The sequence below is a fragment of the Pseudomonas sp. Ost2 genome (assembly GCF_018326065.1).
GTDB lineage: Bacteria > Pseudomonadota > Gammaproteobacteria > Pseudomonadales > Pseudomonadaceae > Aquipseudomonas > Aquipseudomonas gingeri.
The window spans coordinates 2,569,320-2,592,792 of sequence record NZ_AP021904.1; the positions used below are offsets into that span (position 1 = coordinate 2,569,320).

At 61.5% G+C, this 23,473-nt stretch carries 22 protein-coding genes; 5 read left to right on the plus strand and 17 right to left on the minus strand.

What is annotated here, in order from left to right; genetic code table 11:
* Positions 1-55: 55 nt before the first annotated feature.
* Entirely contained in the window at positions 56-727 is a 672-nt protein-coding gene (locus KI243_RS11190) for a class I SAM-dependent methyltransferase (RefSeq protein ID WP_212810818.1), read from the minus strand.
* An 83-nt stretch (positions 728-810) separates the two neighbouring features.
* Positions 811-1,020 (minus strand): hypothetical protein, encoded by a 210-nt coding sequence (locus tag KI243_RS11195; RefSeq protein WP_017128255.1) that lies wholly within the window; start codon positions 1,018-1,020, stop codon positions 811-813.
* A gap of 476 nt (positions 1,021-1,496) precedes the next feature.
* On the opposite strand from KI243_RS11195, the gene KI243_RS11200 reads away from it, so the two are divergent.
* Positions 1,497-3,116 (plus strand): methyl-accepting chemotaxis protein, encoded by a 1,620-nt coding sequence (locus KI243_RS11200; protein WP_103032796.1) that lies wholly within the window; start codon positions 1,497-1,499, stop codon positions 3,114-3,116.
* Positions 3,117-3,295: 179 nt separating this feature from the next.
* Positions 3,296-4,480 carry a sugar transporter gene (locus tag KI243_RS11205; protein WP_017128256.1) on the plus strand — a complete coding sequence of 395 codons (1,185 nt, stop codon included), beginning with the start codon at positions 3,296-3,298 and terminating at the stop codon, positions 4,478-4,480.
* 52 nt (positions 4,481-4,532) lie between these two features.
* On the opposite strand, the gene KI243_RS11210 is transcribed toward KI243_RS11205, so the two are convergent.
* On the minus strand, positions 4,533-5,120 hold the full coding sequence (locus tag KI243_RS11210; protein ID WP_017128257.1) for a TetR/AcrR family transcriptional regulator: 588 nt from the start codon (positions 5,118-5,120) through the stop codon (positions 4,533-4,535).
* Positions 5,121-5,243: 123 nt separating this feature from the next.
* Here KI243_RS11210 and KI243_RS11215 point away from each other — a divergent pair, with 123 nt between their 5' ends.
* Positions 5,244-6,506 carry an epoxide hydrolase gene (locus KI243_RS11215; protein ID WP_212810819.1) on the plus strand — a complete coding sequence of 421 codons (1,263 nt, stop codon included), beginning with the start codon at positions 5,244-5,246 and terminating at the stop codon, positions 6,504-6,506.
* A 61-nt stretch (positions 6,507-6,567) separates the two neighbouring features.
* On the opposite strand, the gene hxsA is transcribed toward KI243_RS11215, so the two are convergent.
* The 6 genes from hxsA to KI243_RS11245 all read right to left on the minus strand — a co-directional run bounded on the left by hxsA (position 6,568) and on the right by KI243_RS11245 (position 11,441).
* Positions 6,568-7,188 (minus strand): His-Xaa-Ser repeat protein HxsA, encoded by a 621-nt coding sequence (gene hxsA, locus KI243_RS11220; protein WP_083875437.1) that lies wholly within the window; start codon positions 7,186-7,188, stop codon positions 6,568-6,570.
* Positions 7,175-8,413 carry a His-Xaa-Ser system radical SAM maturase HxsC gene (gene hxsC, locus KI243_RS11225; protein ID WP_212810820.1) on the minus strand — a complete coding sequence of 413 codons (1,239 nt, stop codon included), beginning with the start codon at positions 8,411-8,413 and terminating at the stop codon, positions 7,175-7,177. The genes hxsA and hxsC overlap by 14 nt, the downstream gene beginning before the upstream one ends.
* 2 nt (positions 8,414-8,415) lie before the next feature.
* Complete coding sequence (hxsB, locus tag KI243_RS11230; RefSeq protein ID WP_212810821.1) at positions 8,416-9,906, minus strand: His-Xaa-Ser system radical SAM maturase HxsB; 1,491 nt, start codon at positions 9,904-9,906, stop codon at positions 8,416-8,418.
* 2 nt (positions 9,907-9,908) lie between these two features.
* A complete protein-coding gene (locus KI243_RS11235) occupies positions 9,909-10,226 on the minus strand; it encodes a His-Xaa-Ser system protein HxsD (protein ID WP_244861839.1) in 318 nt (105 codons plus the stop codon).
* Between the two features lie 545 nt (positions 10,227-10,771).
* Positions 10,772-11,077, minus strand: coding sequence for a helix-turn-helix domain-containing protein (locus KI243_RS11240; RefSeq protein ID WP_083875439.1), 306 nt, complete (start codon positions 11,075-11,077; stop codon positions 10,772-10,774).
* Entirely contained in the window at positions 11,058-11,441 is a 384-nt protein-coding gene (locus tag KI243_RS11245; protein ID WP_083875441.1) for a type II toxin-antitoxin system RelE/ParE family toxin, read from the minus strand. The genes KI243_RS11240 and KI243_RS11245 overlap by 20 nt, the downstream gene beginning before the upstream one ends.
* A 664-nt stretch (positions 11,442-12,105) precedes the next feature.
* Here KI243_RS11245 and KI243_RS11250 point away from each other — a divergent pair.
* Positions 12,106-12,492, plus strand: coding sequence for a hypothetical protein (locus tag KI243_RS11250; protein ID WP_017128263.1), 387 nt, complete (start codon positions 12,106-12,108; stop codon positions 12,490-12,492).
* 72 nt (positions 12,493-12,564) lie between these two features.
* On the opposite strand, the gene KI243_RS11255 is transcribed toward KI243_RS11250, so the two are convergent.
* From KI243_RS11255 to KI243_RS11275, 5 genes are all read right to left on the minus strand, one after another.
* On the minus strand, positions 12,565-13,401 hold the full coding sequence (locus tag KI243_RS11255; protein ID WP_042936353.1) for an ABC transporter ATP-binding protein: 837 nt from the start codon (positions 13,399-13,401) through the stop codon (positions 12,565-12,567).
* A complete protein-coding gene (locus KI243_RS11260) occupies positions 13,389-14,192 on the minus strand; it encodes an ABC transporter permease (protein WP_017128265.1) in 804 nt (267 codons plus the stop codon). The genes KI243_RS11255 and KI243_RS11260 overlap by 13 nt, the downstream gene beginning before the upstream one ends.
* Before the next feature lie 8 nt (positions 14,193-14,200).
* Positions 14,201-15,187 carry an ABC transporter substrate-binding protein gene (locus KI243_RS11265; RefSeq protein WP_017128266.1) on the minus strand — a complete coding sequence of 329 codons (987 nt, stop codon included), beginning with the start codon at positions 15,185-15,187 and terminating at the stop codon, positions 14,201-14,203.
* Between the two features lie 298 nt (positions 15,188-15,485).
* The gene (locus KI243_RS11270; RefSeq protein ID WP_212810822.1) at positions 15,486-17,120 is read right to left on the minus strand and encodes an FAD-dependent oxidoreductase; all 1,635 of its coding nucleotides are present in this window, start codon (positions 17,118-17,120) and stop codon (positions 15,486-15,488) included.
* A 74-nt stretch (positions 17,121-17,194) separates the two neighbouring features.
* Entirely contained in the window at positions 17,195-18,685 is a 1,491-nt protein-coding gene (locus tag KI243_RS11275; RefSeq protein WP_212810823.1) for an aldehyde dehydrogenase, read from the minus strand.
* A 388-nt stretch (positions 18,686-19,073) separates the two neighbouring features.
* Between KI243_RS11275 and KI243_RS11280 the strand changes: the two genes are divergently transcribed.
* On the plus strand, positions 19,074-19,988 hold the full coding sequence (locus KI243_RS11280; RefSeq protein ID WP_017128269.1) for a LysR family transcriptional regulator: 915 nt from the start codon (positions 19,074-19,076) through the stop codon (positions 19,986-19,988).
* Positions 19,989-19,994: 6 nt separating this feature from the next.
* Here the strand turns inward: KI243_RS11280 and argE are convergent, their stop codons facing one another.
* The 3 genes from argE to KI243_RS11295 all read right to left on the minus strand — a co-directional run bounded on the left by argE (position 19,995) and on the right by KI243_RS11295 (position 23,394).
* Positions 19,995-21,146: an acetylornithine deacetylase gene (gene argE, locus KI243_RS11285; protein ID WP_212810824.1), complete on the minus strand. Its 1,152-nt coding sequence runs from the start codon at positions 21,144-21,146 to the stop codon at positions 19,995-19,997.
* On the minus strand, positions 21,147-21,821 hold the full coding sequence (locus tag KI243_RS11290) for a DUF1028 domain-containing protein (protein WP_017128271.1): 675 nt from the start codon (positions 21,819-21,821) through the stop codon (positions 21,147-21,149). It abuts the gene before it with no gap.
* 190 nt (positions 21,822-22,011) lie between these two features.
* Complete coding sequence (locus KI243_RS11295) at positions 22,012-23,394, minus strand: aspartate aminotransferase family protein (protein ID WP_212810825.1); 1,383 nt, start codon at positions 23,392-23,394, stop codon at positions 22,012-22,014.
* Between the last annotated feature and the right edge of the window lie 79 nt (positions 23,395-23,473).

Consider the following 23,473-nt stretch of genomic DNA (forward strand, 5'->3'; position numbering starts at 1 on the left):
CGATAGCCATGTGGCGCGCCCTGGGGGTGTTGTGTTTGAGCCCCTGGTTGAGCGCTCACTCCCGTTGCTCGGCGACTAACAGCAACGACTGCGGCACGGGACTTTGCGGGTGCTGTGGCTCCTGCAGGGTGGCCAGTCGCAAACCCGCCATATCCAGTGCGTTGAGCCAGCTGGACAGGGTACGGAAATACCAGGGCATGGGCTGCCACTGTCCCTTGAATCCATCGAAGGTCTCGGTTCGCCAGCCATCCTGGTAATCGCCCGCCGCCGCGGTCCACGGATGCAGCGTCTGGATCACCAGCGCTCCGCCGGGGGCGAGCAGGGCACTCATGGCGGCGAGTAACGGGATGATGTCCTGGTGCAGCAGGGCGAAGTTGGCGCAGATCAGCTCGTAATCGCGGCCGATGTCGACTGTTGCCGCCACCAACTCTTCATAACTCGCCAAATGCACCTGCGCGGAACCCGCCGCCCGCGCCGCTTCGACCAGGGTTACATCGCCGTCCACCCCGACCGCGTTGATGGCCCGTTGCGCCAGCGCCCGCAACAGCCAGCCTTCGCCGCAGCCCAGGTCGAGCACGCGTTCGGGCTGACGGCCTAGCACTGCGGGCAGGATGGCCTGGTCGGTGACCTGGCGGCGGCTTTCGATGGCGCCGCTGCGCACGGCATCGATCCAGGCGTGGGCGTTGTGGTGCCAGCTTTGCAGGAGCGGGGATTCGGAGGCAGGCATTTCAATGTCCTGAACGGAGAGTCAGATGCACAAGCATAGGACAGGCGCATGTGCATCCCGTTGCGCCTGAGCCCCCAAGTCACTCAATGAAGCGTCACCGCCCGGCGACTCTCGCCGATCCGGATCCTGTCCAGCGCCCGGTTCAACGCATCCAGGGCATCGAGAAGGGCTTTGGCCTCGGTCTCGCGACCATCCCCCCACAGCCGTTCGGCCATTTTGTTCAAGGCCTGGATGGATTTTTCGATGTCTGCCGCGGTGGCGGTCGAGGTGCCTGATGGCTGTGTCTTTGGCATTTGCGGACCTTCGACGATTAAGGGCAGATTGATTCATGGCAGGCCAACAGTCAGCTGCCGCCGAGCATTATAGCGACAGAACCTCGCGCCAAGTTTTCCGTTCGACTGCCGACTCTCTTTTCTCGTCAATGGACTGCTTGCTCAGTACCTGGACTCACCATGCCGGTGCACCCGATCCATTCTTGCGCCCATTTGAAGCGGCTGCTGATGACCTGGAGTTGCGCGTTTCGGGGTATCAGGGACTGCCAGCAGTACTGGCCGCACTGATGGCACAAACGCTGCAAGCCATTGCCTGACGCTTGCCGGTCTCCAGCACCAGGCAGGCACGCCGCATCGGTCAACGAGGATCGATGCCGATTGGGCGGTATCCGCCTGGCCACTTTGCACCATGAATTCGAACAGGCAACGACGCCTGGAGCCGAAAGGCTTCAGGCGTTTTTTTGTTCGGGCAACCATCGATCGGGAATGCAGTTGATATGTCCAGACTCAGTACGGCCAAACGTATTGTCATAGGGTTTGCCGTGGCGCCGTTGGCGCTGATCGCCATGGGGTTGTATGCCTCGCATGACATGGAGATCCTCAAGGAGCAGGCGGTGGTGATCGTCAAGCAGGACTGGCCGAAGATCGATCCGATCATGGTGATCGCCACCGGCGTGCGCGACAACGGCCGCAATACCCGTGACTTGCTGATCAACAAGGACAACCAGCAGGTGCAGCAGTCCATCGACGCGACCCGGCAGGCGATCAGCCAGGCGTTCACGGTTCTGGAACCGTTGTTGCCAACCGCTGAAGGCAAGGCTGCTTTCGCCGCGCTGAAAAGTCGTCGCGAGGCGTATGTCGCCGCCTTTGTGAAGGTCCAGGCGCTGATTCGTGGCGGCAAGATCGACGAGGCCACGGCGCAGCTCAATGAGCAGGTGATCCCCGCCGAGCGCGAGGTGTACAAGAGCCTGGATGCGCTGATGGCTTTCCAGGGCCGGCTGTTCGCCGAGCGCCAGGTCGCCGCGCAAACCCTTTATGACGATGCCCGCCTGAATATGCTGGGGCTGTTTGTGCTGTGTCTGGTCACGGTTGGTGTGGCGGCGATTATCGTCACTCGCAGTGTCACCCGTCCCCTGGGGGGCGAACCGGCCGATGCCGCGCGAGTGCTGAGCCTGATCGCCGAGGGCGACCTGACCATCGAGGTGCCGGCGCGCCCGGGCAACGGGGTCAGTGTGATGACTCATATGCAGGCGATGCAGCAGAACCTGCACACCCTGGTCACGCAGATCGCCGCCTCGGTGGATCGCGTGGCCAGTTCCTCGCAGGCCTTGAGCCGGGTCAGCGGCCAGACCAGCACCAGCCTCAAGGCCCAGGGACTGGAGATCGAACAGGCGGCCACGGCGGTCAACCAGATGATGGCGGCCGTGGAGGAGGTGGCGCGCAATGCGATCAGCACCAGCGAAGCGTCGCGGGTGTCGGAGCAGACGGCGCAGCGCGGGCGTGAACAGGTGCAGGAAACCGTGACTTCCATCGGTGCCCTGGCAAACGGTGTGACCGACACTTCCGGGCGCATCCAGCAACTGGCCGACCGCGTGCAGGGTATCAGCGCCGTGCTGGACGTGATCCGCAGCATTGCCGAGCAGACCAACCTGCTGGCCCTCAATGCGGCCATTGAGGCGGCACGGGCGGGAGACGCCGGACGTGGCTTCGCGGTAGTGGCCGATGAAGTGCGGGCGCTGGCCCATCGCACCCAGGTGTCGACCCAGGAGATCGAGCAGATGATCGGCAATATCCGCCAGGACACCGGGCAGGCGGTCACGGCCATGCAGAACAGCCGTGACCTGGTCGGTGCCACGCTGGCCATCGCGCAACGCTCGGGCGAGGCGCTGGATGAGATCACCGGCTCGATCTCGCAGATCAACGAGCGTAATCAGTTGATCGCCGCCGCCACCGAACAGCAGGCGCAGGTGGCGCGGGAGGTGGATCGTAACCTGGTGGGCATTCGCACGCTGTCGGAGCAGGTCATGCTGGGGGCGCAGCAGACCGACAGGTCGGGGCAGGAACTGGCGCAGATGGCCGGCGATCTGCATGCCACGGTCGGGCGCTTCAAGGTCTGAGGGGCGGCGGGGCCGGGATTTCACGAAGCCGATCGCAACTTTCCCGCAACGAATCCTCTCCAAGGAGCGATACTTGCACTCCATGAGTCAGGCATTTCACCTCGACCTGCTTTTCTTTCAAGCGCCCGGCGAATAACCTCCCGGCCGCTTGAGCCTTGATAGCGTATGACGGATTTCCAATGAACACCCCTGCACCTGAACACACCGGCAACTGGCACCAGGTCATTGCCCTGGCCTTGGCCGCCTTTGTCTTCAACACCACCGAGTTCGTGCCGGTCGGCCTGTTGAGCGCCATCGGCGACAGCTTCGACATGTCGACCGCCCAGGTCGGGCTGATGCTCACCATCTACGCCTGGGTCGTGTCGCTGACCTCGCTGCCGATCATGCTGCTCACCCGCAACGTCGAGCGGCGCAAATTGTTGATGGTGTTGTTCGGGCTGTTTATTGTCAGCCATGTGCTGTCCAGCCTGGCCACCGGCTTTGGCGTCCTGATGGTGAGCCGTATCGGCATCGCCTTGTCCCATGCATTGTTCTGGTCCATCACCGCCTCCCTGGCGGTGCGGGTGGCGCCACCGGGCAAGCAGGTCCAGGCGCTGGGGTTGCTGGCGACCGGTACGTCCATGGCGATGGTGCTGGGTATTCCCCTGGGCCGATTGCTCGGCGAAGCCATGGGCTGGCGCACCACCTTCCTGGTGATCGCCTTGATGGCCGGCGCACTGGTACTGTGGCTGGCCAGGACCTTGCCGCTGTTGCCAAGCCAGAACTCGGGTTCCCTGAGAAGCCTGCCGGTGCTGTTCAAGCGTCCTGCCCTGGTGGCGGTCTACATCCTCACGGCAACGGTAATCACCGCGCAGTTCACGGCCTACAGCTACATCGAACCCTTCATCAAGACGGTGGCGGGCATGAGTGGCGAGGTGGTGACCCTGATCCTGCTGTTGTTCGGGGGCGCGGGGATTTTCGGGTCGCTGCTGTTCAGTCGCTTCAACCGCCAGCACCCGCAAAGCTTTCTGATCGCGGCCACCTCGTTACTGGTGGTGTGCCTGGCCTTGCTGCTGCCGTTGAGCGGGGACGTTTCGACCCTGGGCGTGCTCAGCGTGTTCTGGGGCATGGCGATCATGGGCTTCGGCCTGTCGCTGCAGCGCAAGGTACTGGTGCTGGCACCGGACGCTACCGATGTGGCGATGGCACTGTTCTCGGGGATCTACAACATCGGCATCGGTGGCGGAGCACTGGTGGGCAGTTGGGTCGGCCGACAGCTCGGATTCGCCTATATCGGTGTGGTGGGCGGCGTGCTGGCGGGCGTGGCCCTGGCGTTTTATGGCTGGTCGGTTTATCGCGCGAATCGGGCAGCAGCGGGGGCCTGAGCTCCACTATCGATGGGCTGGGATGAGCTCAAGTCCCGTTTGCCGCCAGAGGTTACAACCCCAACCCGATGAGAAACGCATCGATCTGCCGTTCGAAGGCGGGTCGGTCATAGTTGACCAGCGCCATGCGCCAGAGGCCTTGCAGGTAGGTGGTGATGACCAGGGCGATGGTCTGCGGGTCCTGCACCGATGCCAGCAAACCGTTCTCGCGATCCGCGCTCAGACGTTCACGCACCAGTACCTGCACCGCCTCCATGCCAGCTTCGGCCCGCTTGCGCAGGTCCTCTTCCAGCAATACGCCTTCGTCAGCCATGGCGGCGACCATGCACAGGCGCGACGGGGTCCGCGGGTTGTCCAGGCAATCGAGCACGTCACTGAAGAACGCACGAATACCCTCGGCCGCAGTGGGGGCCGACTGCAATTCCAGCAGGCGGGTGTGGACCACCGTGTCTTCATAACGCTGAACACACGACAGGTAGAGCTGCTTCTTGCTCTTCAGGGTGTTGTAGAACGAGCCCTCGCCAATCTCCATGACCTTCAGCAGGTCACGCAAACCGGTTCCGGCGTAGCCGTTCTTCCAGAAGAGCGCAGTCGCCTTGTCCAGCGCCTGCTCGTAGTCAAATGCAATTTTTCGGGCCATGACGGCACTATACGCTAACTGTAACAGTCGTTACAACTTTCTTGACAGGTCGTCAGTGCGCGCTCTAAATTTGTAGCGAGTGCTACATACTGTTTGTTTTTCGCCATTCTCCTGGAGTCCGTCATGTCCATTTCTACCCCTTCACCCGCCACCCGATCACCCGTTGACGGCAATGTCGATGGTCGTGGGGCACTGATACTGCCGCCCGCGACAGACAGTGTTGTGCCGTTCAGGGTCACGGTCCCCCAGGCCGCCCTCGACGATCTGCGCCTGCGGCTGAACCTGATCCGCTGGCCCGACCGCGAGACCGTCGATGACTGGTCCCAGGGCGTTCCGCTGGTCGCGGCGCAATCGCTGGTGGACTACTGGCTGCATGAGTACGACTGGCGCCGATTCGAGTCGTGCCTCAACAGCTACCCGCAGTTCCGCACCCGGATCGATGGTGTCGGCATCTACTTTATCCATGCCCGTTCGCCGCACCCGCGGGCCATGCCGATCCTGCTCACCCATGGCTGGCCCGGTTCGGTCATCGAGTTCCTCAACGTCATAGACCGACTGACGGATCCGACAAAGTTCGGCGGCAAGGCCGAGGATGCCTTTCACGTGGTGATCCCGGCGATTCCGGGTTATGGCTTCTCCGACAAGCCTGTGGAACAAGGCTGGAACCCGGCGCGCATTGCCCGTGCCTGGGCCGTGCTCATGACCGAGCGCCTCGGTTACGAACGTTGGGTAGCCCAGGGCGGCGACTGGGGCTCGGCCATCACCACCGCGTTGGCCAGCCAGAAGCCGCAAGGCCTGCTGGCGGCACACGTCAACCTGCCCATGGTGGTTCCGGCGGTTCTTCCGGAGTGCCCGACCGAGGAAGAGCGTCAGGCCTTGGAGGACATCGAGTTGTTCGTCTCCAAGGGCACCGGCTACGCCGACCAGATGAACACCCGGCCGCAAACGATCGGCTATGCCCTGAACGACTCACCGCTGGCACTGGCGGCATGGATGTACGAGAAGTTCTGGAACTGGACCGACAACAACGGCCACCCCGAAGACGCGCTGACTCGCGACCAGATGCTCGACGATATCTCGCTGTACTGGTTCACCGGCACGGGCACTTCCAGTGCGCGCCTGTATTGGGAGGGTGTCGGCAGCACGATCCGCGGCGCCGACTTTTTCTCGGACGCACGCTCCGGAGGTGGAAGGATCGAAGTGCCGATGGGCGCCAGCCTCTTCCCCGCGGAAACCTACCGCCCACCCCGCGCGTGGGCAGAGGCTGCCTGGGCAAACCTGTTCTACTGGAACGAGGTGGAGAAGGGCGGACACTTCGCGGCGTTCGAACAGCCGGATATCTTCGCTCGGGAAATGTGGCGGGCGTTCAGGGCTTTTCGGGGGTAGTCACGTTTAATGGGGGCGGGGGCACCGGTCGGTGCCTCCCGTATCATGAGCTTTGAACCTGTTATGGAATTGCAATCCCCAACGCATTCAAGGTTGGTGTATCCATTCTTCCATGGATCCCGAGGCCTGCATCCATCTGAAAGGCCATCAGTGCTCCTCGAGTACCTTTACCCATGACTCCATCAATAGCGCCCGAATAATACTTTTTCACCAGCAGAGCTAACTGGACACGCCTTACCAATGCCGACAGGTCTTCGGCTGCGGGACGCGCGCCATAAGCACTCGATTGAGGAACTGAAGTTGAAGGCACCGCCGACGACACTCTTGGCGTACTCACTCCTGACCCATAGCTATTCCCGTAAACAGTCGGCGGAGGTGTATAAACTGGAGTGGTTGGTGGTGAATAGGATCTCGGCGCGGAGTAACCACCTGAACCGCTGTAATGCGAACTGTGGGAGCTATGAGATCTGTGTGAGCTATGCGATCTATGTGCTGCGTAGATGTTCACGGCATCTTTGGCATTGAGCGTGTTGTTGAACACAGGAGGTGTGCTGCCGGAAGGAGGACGCCAATCGTTCGACGCGAGTTGAGTCTGACTGGCATCTACGATCGGGCTGCCGATCATGGGAACCAGGGCAATGGATTGGCCTATCAGCATCTTCCAGCGATCAAGCAATTTCATATGTCGCTCCTTGCGTATGTATCAACTCATCCCGGGAGAGCGGGCGGATATTCCGGCTCTGCCAGCGTTCAGAATGCGATTTGAAGAAACCCGCGCAGGACTTGGTCGCCGCGCAGCCTTGGCATGCATCGATAAACAGGTTTTTCCAATCTGAAATACTTTGTCGGTAAAAACTTCGTAACCCTGGGTCCAGCACGCACAGAGGTAGGTTGTAGATGGAAACCGCAAGGCCGCGAATATCCAGAAACCAAGCTGCCAGCTTCAACTGCTCCTGGTAGTCGGCAGGATCAATCCAGAGTGTCTCGTAGTTTTTCTTCGCCAGACCCGTGTTTTCAATCCCCATCAGCGCCACATGATTGACGAAGGGAAGATTGCGAAAGAGAAAGTGCGCCAACTCTGGAAGTCGTGTTGCCGTAAGTTTGCTGAGCACCACACGGATCTCGATCTGCTGTCCTGCACGCTGAAGGTTGTACAGGCCGGCCATCGTTTCGGAAAACGCGCCGGGTGCCTGGACGATATGGTCGTGTTCCGCTGCATTGTCGGCATACAGGGGAACACCCCAGGTGAGTTGGTTATGCCCGACTTGCTTGAGGTCCTCAATCCAGGAGGGATCGCGCAATAGTCGCCCATTGCTGAGAATATGAAGCGATTTTTCCGGCAGCACCGCTTTCGCGTGAGCGATGATGGCGAGCAGTCCATCCCTGTAGAGCGTCGGCTCTCCGCCGCTGATGCCTAGTTGCTCAACGCCGGGGTCTATCAGGTCGATCAGCTTGAGGTTTTCGTCGATGTGCCAGCGGTCGTCGATGTCCTTGGGGGGTTGAGAACACATCAGGCACAAGCTGTTACAGCGATCTGTCATGAACAACAGGTTGCTGTTGGAGTCTCGTCGATACAGCACGCGTACCATGCTCGACTCGGGACCGACAGAAATCACGTCACCGGGTTGCACGACCTGCATGTCCCTCGGATGGGAGAGTAGCGTGGCGTTTGTATGCTGGTCATCGAGCGAATGGTCCGCCAGAAGAAAACCGCCAACGGGGAGTGTCATCAATGAGGACTGGTCGGATGTGTGCTTATGGTCCAGCCAAAGCATCAGGTCTTCGAAGACCGCATCACCGGCACAGGCGCCCACACCTTTTTCAATCAACTCCTGAACGGTGATGATCTTGAACAGCCTGCGACGGGTCAGGTTACGGATGGTGAACTGCGTATCCAGACGTAGCATGCTCAGTTCCTGTACCCGGCAAAAGGCAGATCGTCCAGTGAGCGGCGTGACAGCCAGCTCAACAGCACTCTCTGAGTCTTTTCATCACCATCGCGCAGCAAGGTGAACAGATGCGTCAACAACCCCATATTTTTTTCACAGAAACTGCTGAAGGAACGGTGCCCTACCGGGTCACCCTGACGAGCGAAGTGTTCGATTGGGTCAGCTCCGCAGTAATGAACCAAGGCGCAATCCGAGCAACCCGGAAGGGCCTCGGCGACACCTGACGCCAGCAGTAACTCGATCACTGGAGATTTGAGCAATTCAGTCAGCGGCTGCCTGACGCTGCCCAGCTTGAGGCCGTTTTCTCCCATTTCAAGCAACATGCGTGACTCATCGGAGGGATACACGTCGCCATCGTAGTTGTAGACCAGCGTACCCAGGCCTGCACCGAGGGGCGAGCGCAAGTCTACGTAGCCTGATGAGAACGGCGTCAGGATATTGGTGAGCAGTAGCGAGGCATAACCTTCTGAGAGAAACGTTCCCTGAGCATTCAGCGAGATCAGGTAGGCCAATGCCTCCTTGTAGAAGTCGATGAACTCGCTCATCGAATAGTCGAGGCGGCGTGCAGATGTCTTGGCAAAACCATAGGGGCTGAGCGGGCGCAGGGAGATGCTGTTGAAACCCAGGGCGACATACTCGTCGATGATTGCCCGGGGATGCTCAAGGCTCCTTGACGTCAGTGTGGTCAGTGCCGATACCGCGTCATGTCCGAGTCGGGCCCTTACTCGATGAATGCCGTCGACCGTGTGCTCGTAGGCATCTTTGCTTGGGGTGGGACGGTTGGCATTGTGCAGAAAAGCCGGGCCGTCGAGAGACGTCGAAAACTGGATACGGTGTCTTTCGGCAAAGTCCAGGATCGTGTCGGTCAAGTGGTGCAATGTAGTGGTAATCACGTACTGGATGCTGCGTTGTTCCAGCGCATTCCTGGCTTCGATGGCTTCGACGACCTGTTGGATGCGCTCAAAGGCAAGCAGGGGTTCGCCGCCTTGGAATTCAATGGTCAGAACCTGGGATGGTGATTCGAATACACGCTCAACTGCATGGCGGGCGTCCTCTGCCGACATGTCGTGTCCTGCATCGCCCTGCGGTGCCCTTGAAACCTGGCAATACTGACAGGTGTGGTTGCAGCGCAAAGTCACGACGAAAATATGCAGCGCCGGGCCGTCGAGCAGAAAACTCTTGCGGCTACGATACTGCGCTGCCATTTCTAGAGTCGGGTTGTGTCCACCAGGTTCGTAGATGAAATGACGGGCCAGCAGATCCTTGTAAACCGGGGACTCGACTTCCAGTTCCTTGTGTACGAGTCTGTTCAAAAGTGTTTCTGGAGCAAACAGATACTCGCCGGTTTCCGCCGTGAGCAATATATTCTGGCTGCTGGCGTCATCCAGGCGCAGGAATCTGAATGGAAGCAAACGATAGCCTGCCTCCTTGGCGATCAGCACCGAACTCATGATCAGACTCCGGCGCCTCGCAATGCGGCGGATGCCAGCAGCTCGCGCAGCCCCGATGTTTCGCGTTGAATCTGCTCGCGCAAGGCAAAGTCGTTGAGATTTCTCAAGACCAGTTCACGGGCATCAGAGAAGGAGGGAAACGAATCGCTGCCACCTGCAATCAGTGCCGGTGTGATCTCCAGAGCGAGAGTTCCGCCGTCCTGGCTGATCAGAATCGACAGCCTATGGGCCAAGGCATAGGCCGTCCGTTGAGCCACATGCAAGGGGTACGCTGTGCTATCAACAGTTATTGTCTGCTGCCAACCCATCACCGAATCCATTCGTTATCGTTCAGGTTGTGAATGATGGAATAATGAGCGGCAAATTGCCACTATTTATGACAAAAAGTCATGCTCTATGACCGGCGGAATTGCGCGTGCCTTTGGTGTTACTTGTTGATTTGGGCCGTCGTCCTTGGTCTAGAGAGCCTGGTCAGGTCGCGTTAGATGGTGATATCTATTGGTAGATCTGGGGGGCATTCGTCAACCTGTAATGCCGTGGCCGAATAGCGCAGACACTGTTGTCCGTGGTAACACAGTAGGAGGCGAATGAGTAGAACAGCGTCCAGCTGATGCTCTGCGTGAATGCGGCAAACATGGCGACCAAGAGCCTTGTGGCGCAAGGTTTTAAGACGTTTTGTCCTGCACCTCGCACGATGCCGGTTGACGGTCGTTTTTATGACGAAGAACACATGTGTATACAACTGCGCTGGGCGGGCGCCGATTATGCAGGGCTTATGCTGCCCCTGAGATAGAGGGCGTCTGACCCTCCATTGCCTCCGTCGGAGACGTCGATTTTGCCAATAAATCATTTTTAGAAACGTAGATTAGAGGATGGCCTGTAACCCTTTGTCTGCAATGACGTTCAGTAGCTTAAGAGCTGGTCCGGCAGGACGAGTATCGCCTTGTTCCCATTTACGTATGGTTGATGCCGTGGTGTGCAGGTGAAGCGCGAAAACGGGTTGGCTGAACTTTAGTTCTTCGCGCAGATGTTTGATATCGACAGCACTGAACTCCCGTACTGGTGAAGGACAGATGACGTCGAATTCACGCATTGTCACTTTGCTGACTACACCCGCGTCATGCAATGCGCAGAGGTCGCCGCGCAGGGACTCAATGATTTTGCTTCTCACAACACACCTCCAGTAATACACCTGTCTGCAATGCTTTCATAAGGCCTTCGGGAGACAGTTCCAGAAACACCTTGCCAATATATTGCAGCGCCTTTCTTTCAGCCTGAGTGATATTCGCTGCATCGCTTTTCGGAAACCCATGCAGGAATACATACCTATTGTCGATCCTGGCCGACAAGAGCGTGCGGTAGCCGCCGCTTTTACCGTGACCTGGGCGAGCTACCCGTTTCTTGTAAAGGAGCCCACCCAGATCTGCATCAATCAGGCCGCCTTCCATTTCCCTGACGGCCTTGCACAAGACGGCGTCGGGAAGTTTTTCGCCTGCTTGCCAACGCGAAAAGTCTTTGCGCTTGAGAACATTCATATCGGATCGACCTATAAACTATACCCGTAACGGGTACTATTTGCCAACCTGGCTCCATTGACCGAAGGGCGACGTTCAGAAAAAGAAATAGGTCTTCTAAACGGTGTGGCCGATCCAAATGTTTAGGGAAGGCTTCAAAATGAGGAGGGGGTAAACAGATTGGATAGGCTATTGAGGATTGAGAGGCGATTAAACAGTGTGCTTTCCCTTTTACTTCTGGCTCTTTCCGGATTTGGATGTGATCCGTGCTTCTCTAGCGCTGTAGGAAAAACTCCTTCCTGAATGCTGGTGTCGAATGGATATCTTTTTGTCCCTCTGGCGACAGCTCAACAGTCCTCAATAGCTGACCGAAACGGACCGCTAAGAAATCTGATATTTCCCACGCGTTTCAAGCGTGGGAGAATATTGCGTGCGCCAAATGCGAGGGTTACTGTTCGACTGTCGCTGCAAATTCAGCGATACGGGTTTTGCAGCTCGGGTTCGAAGAAGGCGCACAAAACCGCGCAAGCGGTATTTTTGTGCTCGCGTTATGGCGAGCTGTGCGCAGGAGGCTTCGGCCTGCCGGTTCCTTCTTCCCGGTCTGCAAACCTGTGTACGGCTCGCCACCTTTCGTTTTGCAGCGTGGGAGGACGAGCTTCTTTCGTAAGTAAGAAGGAGCGTCACCATGGCCAAGAAAATTACACCCGATCCACCGTCAGTTCATCACGCTTTCAGGGCCGCCGACAAAGGCACGTACCTGCGCCACGTCTCTGCAAACGATCCTGAGCCGTCCCTTCGTTTACTCGATACCCTCTCAGTCACCCACTCCACACCCATCACTCCCCAAGACCCGAAAAGGCCCGTGCTGCTTGCCATCCAACCAGGCATCAACGCCCAGGACGCCCTGACCTACGTTTCCCGTCTGCTCGAAACGGCGGAGCTCAACGGTGACGAAATCAGCCTGCACACTAATCCTGTCGAACGGGCTTTGTTCTGGAGCATGCTGCATTCAGTAGAGGTGGCGCGTGCCGTGGTAGAAGCTTTGTTGGATGGTGGGAGGCCCTCCGACTGACCACCCCCCCAAGAAGAAACCTGGCCCAATCCTCACCGATTGGGCCTTCCAGTCCCCGAAGATAAGCCCGGCCTAGTGCTGTTCCTCCGGTCCATCATGGAGCAGGTGAAAGATCTCCCGCTTCATCCGGATAAACGAAGGTTCCATGACCATGTCCAGGTTTCTCGGGCGACCTATGGGTACATCCAGTACTTCCTTGATCCGCCCGGGCCGGGCACCCATGACGAAGATACGGTCCCCCAGCAGGATGGCTTCGTCGATGTCATGGGTTACGAACAACACGGTTTTCTTGGTGTTTTCCCAGACCTTCAGCAGCAGTTGCTGCATCTGCAGTCGCGTCTGGCTGTCCAGCGCGCCGAAAGGTTCGTCCATCAGCAGGATCTGCGGGTCGTTGGCCAGGGCGCGGGCAATCGCCACCCGTTGCATCATCCCGCCCGACAGTTGCTTGGAGTAGTTGTCGGCAAAGCGCAGCAGGCCGACTTCGTTCAGGTAGTAGTCGACCGTCTCGCGGCGCTCGGCGGCGGGGATGCCACGGCGCTTGAGGCCGAACTCGATGTTCTTGCGTACCGTCAGCCAGGGAAACAGGGTGTAGCTCTGGAACACCATGCCGCGGTCGGCGCCGGGGCCGTCGACCTGCTGGCCGCCGACGTAGATTTCGCCCGAGGTGGGCTCGGCCAGCCCCGCCGTCAGGTAGAGCAGGCTCGATTTGCCGCAGCCCGAAGGGCCGACCAGGACCGCGAACTGCTGGTCGGGGACTTCGAACGAAACATTTTCCAACGCGGTGAAGGTGTCGCCCGAGGGCGTCTTGTATTGCAGGCTGACATTGTCGACCCGCAGCCGCGCAGCGGCCTCGGGGGCGATGTTCGTCGGCGTGACGAGCCTTGGCATTGTCGCGGTTACTGAGCCCATGCGGCCACCTTCAAGCGAAGAAGTCTGAACAGTTGATCGGTGACCAGGCCCAGCAGGCCGATGACAGCGATCGCCAGGAAAATCACGTCGACCTGAAAGCCTCGCATGGCCTTGAGACTGAGGTAGCCCAGGCCGCTGGAAGCCGCCACCAGTTCGGCCACCACCAGGTAGGTCCAGGCCCAGCCCATGGTGACGCGCAAGGTGTCCAGCACACCCGGCAACGAGGCCGGGGCGATGACGTGCAATACCGCATCCCTGCGGGTGGAGCCCAGGGTGTAGGAGGCGTTGATCAGGTCCTTGGAAATGCCCTTGGACACGTCGGCGATCATCACCAGTTGCTGGAAGAACACCCCGAAGATGATCACCGAGACCCGCTGTTCCAGGCCGATGCCGATCCACAGGATGAACAGCGGCACGAACGAGGTCACCGGCAGGTAGCGGATGAAGTTGACCAGCGGTTCCAGGAACGCCTGCACCACCCGGAAACTGCCCATCAGCAAGCCGATGGGCACCGCCACCACCGAAGAGATCACGAAACCGACCATGACCACTTCCACGCTGGCCCAGACATGCGGCCCCAGGGTGCCGTCATGGGCCAGGCGCAGGGCCGCATCCATGACCGCGCCCGGGGTGGGCAGGAACATCGCCGGCACCACGCCGCCGTAGGACAGCACGGCCCAGAGGCCGATCAGCAGCGCCCAGGCCAGTGCGCTGGCGCTCCAGATCACCTGGATCGGCAAGCCGGTCTTGGGCGTCAGGCAACGGTTGAACCACGAATTACGCTTGGACATGCCGCCTCCTATTTCGGGGTGATGAAACGGTTGTCGATCAGATCGCTGTAGCTGACGTTGTAAGGCTTGCCCTGCAACTCGCTGGCGGTCTCGTTGGCCAGCTTGATGACGTTTTCAGCCGTGCCCTTGCTGCCGTTGCTGCCCAGCAGGGCTTCGCTCATGGCCTGGTCATAGAAACGCACGCCCTTGGCCGCCGAGGCCAGTTCCTTCGGATCCGCCAGGTAGCCGCCCACGCCCTTGGCCATGATCGCGTAGGCTTCCTGCGGGTGCTCCTGGGTGTACTGCACCGCCTTGTACAGGCCGGCGACCAGGGCCTTGATATCGTCCGGCTGCTTGTCGACCACATCGCAGCTCAGGGCCACCACGTCGACGATCACCCCTGGCGTGCTGCTGCTGTCCACGAGTACCTTGCCGGTCTGCTTGGCGCGCACGGTGGACAGGTGGGGTTCCCAGGTCACGGCGGCGGGGACGCGGCCGGCGATAAAGGCGGTCGCCGCGTCGTCGGCGGTCATGTTCTGGATGGTCAGGTCGCTCATCTTCATGCCGGCGTTCTTCAGCAGGTAGTTGAGCCAGAACTGCGAGACGGAACCTTCGTTGACCGCCACGGCCTTGCCCTTGAGGTCTTGCAGGCTGTTGACGTCCTTGCCCACCAGCACACCATCGCCACCATGGCTCTCGTCCAGGGCGGCCACGGCCTTGAAGCAGAACTGCGGGCGGTACTTGAGGATCTCGTCCAGGGTCGAGGCCGAGCCGGACAATTTGCCCGAGGCCTGGGCGGCCATGTACATGGAGGCTTCTTCGATGGTCGGCAACTCCACGGTCAGGCCCTTTTCCTTGAAGTAGCCAAGGTCCTTGGCCAGGTAGAGGGTGCCGTAGCCGACCCAGGTGGTATGACCGATCGACAGGGTACCGGCCTGGGCACCGCTGGCAACGCCGGCGGCGATAGCGGTCAGGGCCAGCGGACGGATGCAGCGCGAGACGAAAGACTTGATCATTGTGCACTCCCGGAATGATGGTTTTTTAGTTCGTATATTTCGGGGCAGTGGGGCTAGACGCCAAAAACTGAGCAGACCTGGCGGTCTCTGACGGACCTTGTGCCTCTTTGGGGCGAGGTTGATGTTGGCTGATGTCGCGAGCCAGGAAAATTAGTAAATATGTCGTCGCTAATGAGGAAAAAGCTGTCTTGGCCTTGAGGCGGCGAAATCCTCCGGGACGGCCGTTCCAGGCCGGCGAACCCGCAGCACAACGCCGCCACCCGGTGCGGGGTGGCGGCGTTTTTCACAGCAGTAGCAATCAGCTTGCCAGAAGGTCGCTGCTGCGCGCGTCGGCGGCGCCCAGGGGCGCTTGTCGCAGGATCAGGTCCGCGGCTTTCTCGCCGATCATGATGCACGGCGCGTTGGTGTTGCCGCTGACCAGGGTCGGCATGATCGAGGCGTCGACCACCCGCAGCCCCTTGAGGCCATGGACCTTGAGATCGGGGCCGACCACGCTCATGGGATCGACGCCCATCTTGCAGGTGCCCACCGGGTGGAACACTGTCGAGGCATGGTTGCGTACGTAGTCCATCAGTTGTTCATCGGTTTGCACGGTCTTGCCGGGCAGCATTTCCTCACCCCGAATCCCGTCGAACTGCGGCGCGGCGAGAATACGCCGGGCCAGCTTCAGGCCTTCGACCAGCACCCTGGCATCGGTCGGATCGGCGAGGAAGTTGAAATCGATGACCAGCCTGCCGTCACGGTCCAGGTGCAGCGAGCCGATGCTTTTCGGGCGCAGCACGCAGGTATGCAGGGCGTAGCCATGGCCCCATTCGAACAATCGCCCGCGATGGCTGCGATAACCCGGCACAAAGTGGAATTGCACGTCCGGCAGGGCATCGGCCAGGGGCGTACGGGCAAAGCCTCCGGCCTCGACGTAGTTGGTGGTCAACCAGCCTTTCTTTTCCAGCAGATAGCGCAGCGGTGCGGCGAGCACGCTCGGCAGGGACCTCAGGGAGAATCCCAGGGTCAAGGGGCTCCTGGAGCGGATCGTGACCAGGCCGTCGAGGTGGTCCTGCAGGTTCTTGCCGACGCCGGGCAGGTCGTGGGCCACCGCAATACCGGCTGCCTGCAGTTCCTGCGCCGGACCGATACCGGACGCCAGCAGCAGTTGCGGGCTGCCCAGGGCGCCGGCGCAGAGAATGACCTCGCGGTAGGCGTGCAGGGTGTGCCGGTTGCCGTCCACCTCGACCCTGACGCCCTTGGCGGTGCGCAGTTCGACGATCAGCGACTGTACGGTGCAGTCGGTCAGCACGGTGAGATTGGGGCGGTCGATCACTGGCGCGACAAAGGCCCGGTAGCTGGACAGCCGGCGGGCATTCTTCTGGGTCAGGTTGTAGATCCCGCAGCCTTCGAGCCGTTCGCCGTTGAAGTCGTCGTTGCGGCGCAGGCCCAGGCGCTCGGCGGCCTGCACGAACAGCGTCGACACCGGGTTGGGATCACGGGCGGCCTCGACATTCAGCTCGCCGGCGCTGCCATGCAGGCGCGGGTCCTGGCCGAGCCGGTTGTTCTCGGATTTCTTGAAGTAGGGCAGCACCCCGGCCCAGTCCCAACCCGGGCAACCGGCTTGCGCCCAGCGGTCGTAGTCGCTGGCATGACCGCGAATATAGATCATGCTGTTCATCGAACTGGAACCGCCGAGGGCCTTGCCCCGCGGTGTGTGCAGGCTACGGCCGCCCAGGTGGCGCTGCGGCGCGGAAAAGAAGTTCCAGCTGTACTTCCTGCTCTTGTACAGGGTGATGGTACCGGCCGGTGTCTGGATGCGTGGGCTGTTGTCGTGGCCGCCGGCCTCGATCAGGCAGACGCTGATGGCCGGGTCGGCGCTCAGCCGGTTCGCCAGTACGCAGCCCGATGAGCCGGCGCCGACGATGACATAGTCGAAGTGCGTCTTCATGCGCGTGTCCCCGCTAAGGTAATGGATGGAGGCGGGCCGTGATGCCGGCCCGCGAGGTCATGGGCAGTCCAGGGTCAGCGCAGTTGAAACCAGGTGGTCTTCAGCTGGGTGTACTTGTCGAACGAATGCAGCGACAGGTCGCGGCCAAAACCCGATTGCTTGCCGCCGCCAAAGGGCACGCAGACATCCAGCGCATCCACGGTATTGACCGACACGGTGCCGGCATTGAGGCGCGAGGCGACGCGATGGGCGCGGTTGAGGTCGTCGCTCCACACCGACGCGGCCAGGCCATAGACATGGTCGTTGGCCATTCGTACCGCGTGGTCTTCATCGTCGAAGGCGCTGATCGCCAGCACCGGGCCGAACACTTCCTCGCGGGACAGGCGCATCTCGGGGCTGACCTGGGTGAACAGCGTCGGCTGGATGAAATTGTCCGAGCCGTTGATCGTCACCCGTTCGCCACCGGCCACCCGGCGGGCACCGTCGGCGCTGGCCTGGTCGATATGGGCCATCACCCGCGCGGCTTGCCGGGCATCCACCAGGGCGCCCATGCGGCTGGCCGGGTCGAGGGGATCGCCCGGTTGCCAGTGCCGGGCCTTGTCCTGCAGGCGCTCGACGAACTCATCGTGAATGGAGCGCTCCACCAGCAGGCGCGAGTTGGCCGAACAGACTTCGCCCTGGTTGAAGAAGATCCCGAAGGCGGCCTTTTCCGCCGCCAGGTCGAGGTCCTGGCAATCGGCGAAGACCAGGTTCGGGCTTTTGCCGCCGCATTCCAGCCAGACCTGCTTGAGGTTCGATTGCGCGGCGTATTGCATGAAGTATTTGCCGACCTCGGTCGAACCGGTGAAGGCCAGCGCATCGATATCCGGGTGCAGGCCCAGGGCGCGGCCGGCCTGTTCGCCAAGGCCGGTGACCACGTTCAGCACGCCCGGCGGCACACCGGCCTCAAGGGCCAGTTCGGCCAGGCGCAGGGCGGAGAAGGGCGACTGCTCAGCGGGCTTGAGGATCACGCTGTTGCCCGCGGCGAGGGCCGGGGCGAGTTTCCAGGCGGCCATGTCCAGCGGGAAATTCCAGGGCACCACGGCGGCGATCACGCCCAGGGGCACGCGGGTGATGGTCGCCAGGGTGCCCGGTCCGGTGGGCGCGACCTGGTCATACAGCTTGTCGAGGCTTTCGGCATACCAGGCAAACACCTGCGCCGCGCCGGGGACGTCAATGGCGTAGGCATCCATCACCGGCTTGCCCATGCTCAACGAATCCAGCAAGGCCAGTTCCTCGCGATGGGCCAGGATCAGTTCGCTCAGGCGCAGCAGGATCGCCTTGCGCTCCCGCGGTTGCATGCGGGCCCAGGGGCCGTTTGCGAAGCTGTTGCGCGCCACGCTCACGGCCAGATCGATATCGGCCTCGGAGCAGGCGGCGACATGGGCCAGCAGGGCATTGGTGGCGGGGTTGATAACGGCGAAGGTACGGCCGTTCCGGGCGGCGTGGGCGCGCCCGTCGATGCAGGCGAGATCGATCAGGCGTTGTTGTCCGGCCAGGCGCTGCCAGGTGTTCAAGTCAGTCACTGCATTCTCCCTGATAGCCCGCGACGAGCTATGTTCACGATCGGTGGCCTCGATAGTGGGGTAAGCACGCGACTCGGGAAATTAGTAAAAATGTCTTCGCTATCGATAAAAAAACTCACCAGCCCTGCACCGTGATGGCGCACGCCTGGACAGGTTTTTTAAGGTCAGGCCCGAGGAAATTACTGGTTTATCGCGCGCCGCGAACACCGCAAAATCCAGGAAAACGGGAGATGGAAAACATCACCTAACCTTGTGGGAGCGAGGCTTGCCCGCGAAGGGGCCCTTGAGCCCTGCGAAAGCTGCGCGGGCAAGCACCGCTCCTGCGGGACCCGGCCCGATTCTTGATGGGTGCTGTCGATGCATTCGCTTTGCCACTTCCGAGGTAGCCATGGCCGCTTACAACTTGCGACAACTCAAATATTTCGTGACCACCGTCGAGTGCGGCAGCGTCGCCGAAGCCTCGCGCAAGCTCTATATCGCCCAGCCCTCGGTCTCGACCGCGATCAAGCACCTGGAAGAAAGCTTTGCCGTGCAGTTGTTCATTCGTCATCACGCCCAGGGGGTGTCGTTGACTCCCAGCGGGGCGCGTTTCTACCGCAAGGCCCAGGAACTGCTGCGGGTGGCCCACGAGTTCGAGCAGAACGCCTTGGCGGACAACGATGTAGTTGCCGGGCAGATCGATATCGGTTGCTTCGAAACCGTCGCGCCACTCTATCTGCCGCGCCTGATCGCCGGCTTTCGCGACCGCTGGCCGGGGGTGGAAATCCGTATCCGCGATGGCGAGCAGCAGGAACTGGTGCAGGCGCTGACCTCCGGCAGTATCGACCTGGCGATTCTTTACGAGCACGACCTGGACAGCACCATCGACACCGTGCCACTGATGGCGCCGCAGCAACCTTATGCGCTGTTGCCGGAAGGTCATCGCTTCGCCAACCAGGCCAAGGTCTCGTTGAACGACCTGGTACTGGAGCCGATGGTGTTGCTGGATGTGCAGCCCAGCCGCACCTACTTCGTGAGCATCTTCGAGGAGCGGGGCCTGACCCCGAACATCCTGTTCAGCTCGCCCTCCATCGAGATGGTCCGGGGCATGGTCGGGCGCGGGTTCGGATTTTCCATCCTGGTGACCCGGCCGCATTCGGACTACACCTACGACGGGCAGAAAGTGGTGCGCGTGCCGCTGGCTGAAACAGTCACCGGCTCGGGGTTGTCCGCCGCGTGGCTGCGCCGCTCGCAGTTGACCAAGCCGGCGCAGCTGTTTGTCGATCACTGTCGCGAAGTGCTGGCGCCCAAGCCGGGCGCCTGAGCCGGGTCAGGTTCGCAGCGCCTGGGTCAGGCGCGCGAGCATGGCATCGCACGCCTGGAGTTGCTCGACACTGACGAACTCATCGGGCTTGTGGCCCTGGTCCATGCTGCCAGGGCCACAGACCACGGTGGGGATGCCGATGGCGTCGAACAGGCCGCCTTCGGTGCCAAAAGCGACGGTGCTGAAGTCGCTCGATCCACAGAACTGCGCAATCAACTGCGCCGCCTGGCTCTGCGGGTCGGTCGCCAGTCCGGGGTAGGCCGACAACTGGGAAAAGCGGATGCTGCTGCCGGCGTCCACCGCCTGCATTTTCGGCAGCACCTGTTGCTCGGCGTACTGCGCCAGCTGTTGGGCGACGTCACGGGGATCCTGGCTGGGCAGGGCGCGCACCTCGAAGTCGAAACGGCAGTCGGCGGGGACGATATTGAGCGCCTTGCCGCCGCTGATCACGCCGGTCTGCACGGTGCTGAAGGGCGGGTCGAAGCGCGGGTCATGCAGATGGGCCGCGCGCAGGCGCGAGCCGATGCGGCCCAGTTCGCCGATCAGTTCGGCGGCGTATTCGATGGCATTCACGCCCTGCGGTGCATAGGCCGAGTGACAGGCCGCGCCATGGACATCGCAACGCATCGCCAGCTTGCCCTTGTGGCCCAGCACCGGCTTGAGTTCGGTGGGCTCGCCGATGATGCACAGCAGCGGCTTATGTGGTCGCTGTGCCAGCTCGGCGAGCAGCGAGCGCACGCCCAGGCAGCCGACTTCCTCGTCATAGGACAGGGCAATGTGTACCGGCATGCGCAACGGCGCCGCCAGCAACTGCGGCACGGCCGCCAGCACGCAGGCGATATAGCCTTTCATGTCGGCGGTGCCACGGCCATACAGGCGGCCGTCCCGCTCGGTGAGTTCGAATGGCGCCACCGTCCAGGGCTGGCCATCCACCGGCACCACATCGGTGTGGCCGGACAGCACGATACCCGGGCGATCAACCGGGCCCAGGGTGGCGAACAGATTGGCCTTGCTGCGCTCTTCATTGAAGATCAACTCGCAAGGCACGCCGAGGCGCGCCAGGTAGTCGCGGACAAATTCGATCAGTTGCAGGTTGGACTCGCGGCTGGTGGTGTCGAAGGCGATCAGCGCGGCCAGTACCTCACGGCTGCTGCTCATTCATTCGTCCCCGGGCACGCCGTAACTCGGCGCCTTGGTCGGATCGAGGGCACGGACGAGATAGTCCTGCATCTGCGGGCGGTAATCGGTCCACAGTTGTGCGAGTTTGCCGACCGGGTCTTCGTCGGCCCAGTCGACCCGCAGGTCGATGATCGGCCAGATCAGTTCGCCGACCACCACCATCGCCGCCGAATGCACCGGGCCGGCTTCGCCCCCGGCGGCCACCGCGGCCTGCATCGCTGCGATCAGGCGATCGGCGAGCTGACCGCCACTGGTCTCGAAGGTGCGCACCATGGCCTCGATCACCGCGGTGTTCGCCAGCAGGTTGCCGGCGGCCACGCACTGTTCGCCGGACAGCGCGTTGTGACAGCCCAGGGTTTCGCTGCCGCTGAAGTGCGCGGTATTGCCCAGGTGGTCTATCGCGGTCAGTTGGCGGAACTGGCTGTAGCCGTTGCTGGTCAGCGCCTTGTCCAGCGCCTGGGTCGGCGACAGCCCTTGCTCCAGCTGGTCGAGGACGTGCGGGCCCAAGGCGGGGAGGGTGATGTTCTGGGTGGCGACCGCGCCCACGCTGGGACGCAGCCAGGGGCAGCGGGCGCCCACGGCAATACTGGAAGAACTGATGGCTATGCCCAGCTGGCCGGTTTCGGCACAACGGGCGACGATGGAAAACGTCATGGTGGGGTATCCTGTTTCCGGCCAGACTCGCCATCCGCGTCCCGGGCAACCTGTTCAAGGCCGCCCGGGCGCGGGGTGGGTATGACGGCATTCTGTCCATGAGTGGCCGCGGGCGAAACGAGGTTTTTTATGGTGCTGGCTTAGGCAAAAGCTGGGCTAGGGTAAAAGCTTGCCACTCGCCCTGCGTAGCCTACAGGCGCCCATACTCGCGCGCGGTGCGGTCGACGACGATGCGGGTCTTGTCCACCAGTTCGTCCAGCTCGGCCCGCGTGGCGATCAGTGCTGGCGCCATGATCATGCGGCCCAGGGTCGAGCGGATGATCAGGCCTTCCTCGAAGCCGAGGGTGCGGCAGCGCCAGGCCATATCGTTCTCGTTGGCAAAGCGCTTGCGGGTGGCCTTGTCCTCGGCGAACTGCAGCGCGGCGACCAGTCCGACGCCCTGCACTTCACCCACCAGCGGATGCTGGCCGAACACTTCCCGCAGGCAACGCTGCAGGTACGGCCCGGTGTCGGTTTTCACCTGCTGCACCACCCCTTCGTCGCGCAACGCCTTGAGGTTGGCGATCGCCACGGCCGCCGCTACCGGATGGCCGGAATAGGTCAGCCCGTGGGCGAACACTCCGCCTTTTTCCACCAGCGCCTCGGCCATGCGTCGTGACAGGATCAGGCCGCCCATGGGGATGTAGCCCGAGGTCAGGCCCTTGGCGATGGACAGCGTGTCGGGCTCGAAGCCGAAGGTCTGGTGGGCGAACCATTCGCCGGTGCGACCGAAGCCGCCGATGACTTCGTCGGCACACAGCAGCACGTCGTACTGGCGACAGATGCGCTGGATTTCCGGCCAGTAGGTAGCGGGTGGAATGATCATCCCGCCAGCGCCCTGGAACGGCTCGGCGACAAAGGCGGCGATCTTGTCGGCGCCCAGTTCGAGGATTTTCTCTTCCAGTTGGCGGGCCGCGCGCAGGCCGAACGCCTCTGGTGTCAGGTCGCCTTCGTGGGCGAACCAGTACGGCTCGTCGATGTGCGCCACATCAGGAATGGTGCCGCCCATTTCGTGCATGAACTTCATGCCGCCCAGGGCCGTGGCCGCCAGGGTCGAGCCGTGGTAGCCGTTCCAGCGGCCGATCATGATTTTCTTCTCGGGCTTGCCCATCACCTGCCAGAACTTGCGCACCGTGCGGATCAGCACCTCGTTGGCCTCGGAGCCGGAGTTGGTATAGATCGCGTGGCTGTAGTGCGCCGGCAACAGGCTGAACAGCAGCTCCGACAGCTCGATCACCGCCGGGTGGGTGGTGTGGAAGAACATATTGTAATAGGGCAGCTGTTGCAGTTGCGCGTGGGCGGCGGCGGCGAGGTCCTTGCGGCCGTAGCCGAGGTTGGTGCACCACAGGCCCGACATGCCGTCCAGGTAGCGCTTGCCATCGTTGTCCCAGAGCGTCAGGCGGTCGCCGCCGACCATCACCCGCGGGCCTTCCGCGTTGAGCGCCTTCTGGTCGACGAACGCATGGATGTGGTGGGCGGCATCGGCGGCCTGGTAGTCACGGGTCGGGCGGTTGGCGTCGAGTTCGGCGGTCATGGCGGGTCTCCAGGGTGGGGTGTTCCGAATAATATTTGTCATCATAAAATATTTTTGTAAAGAAAATATTTGTTGGCGA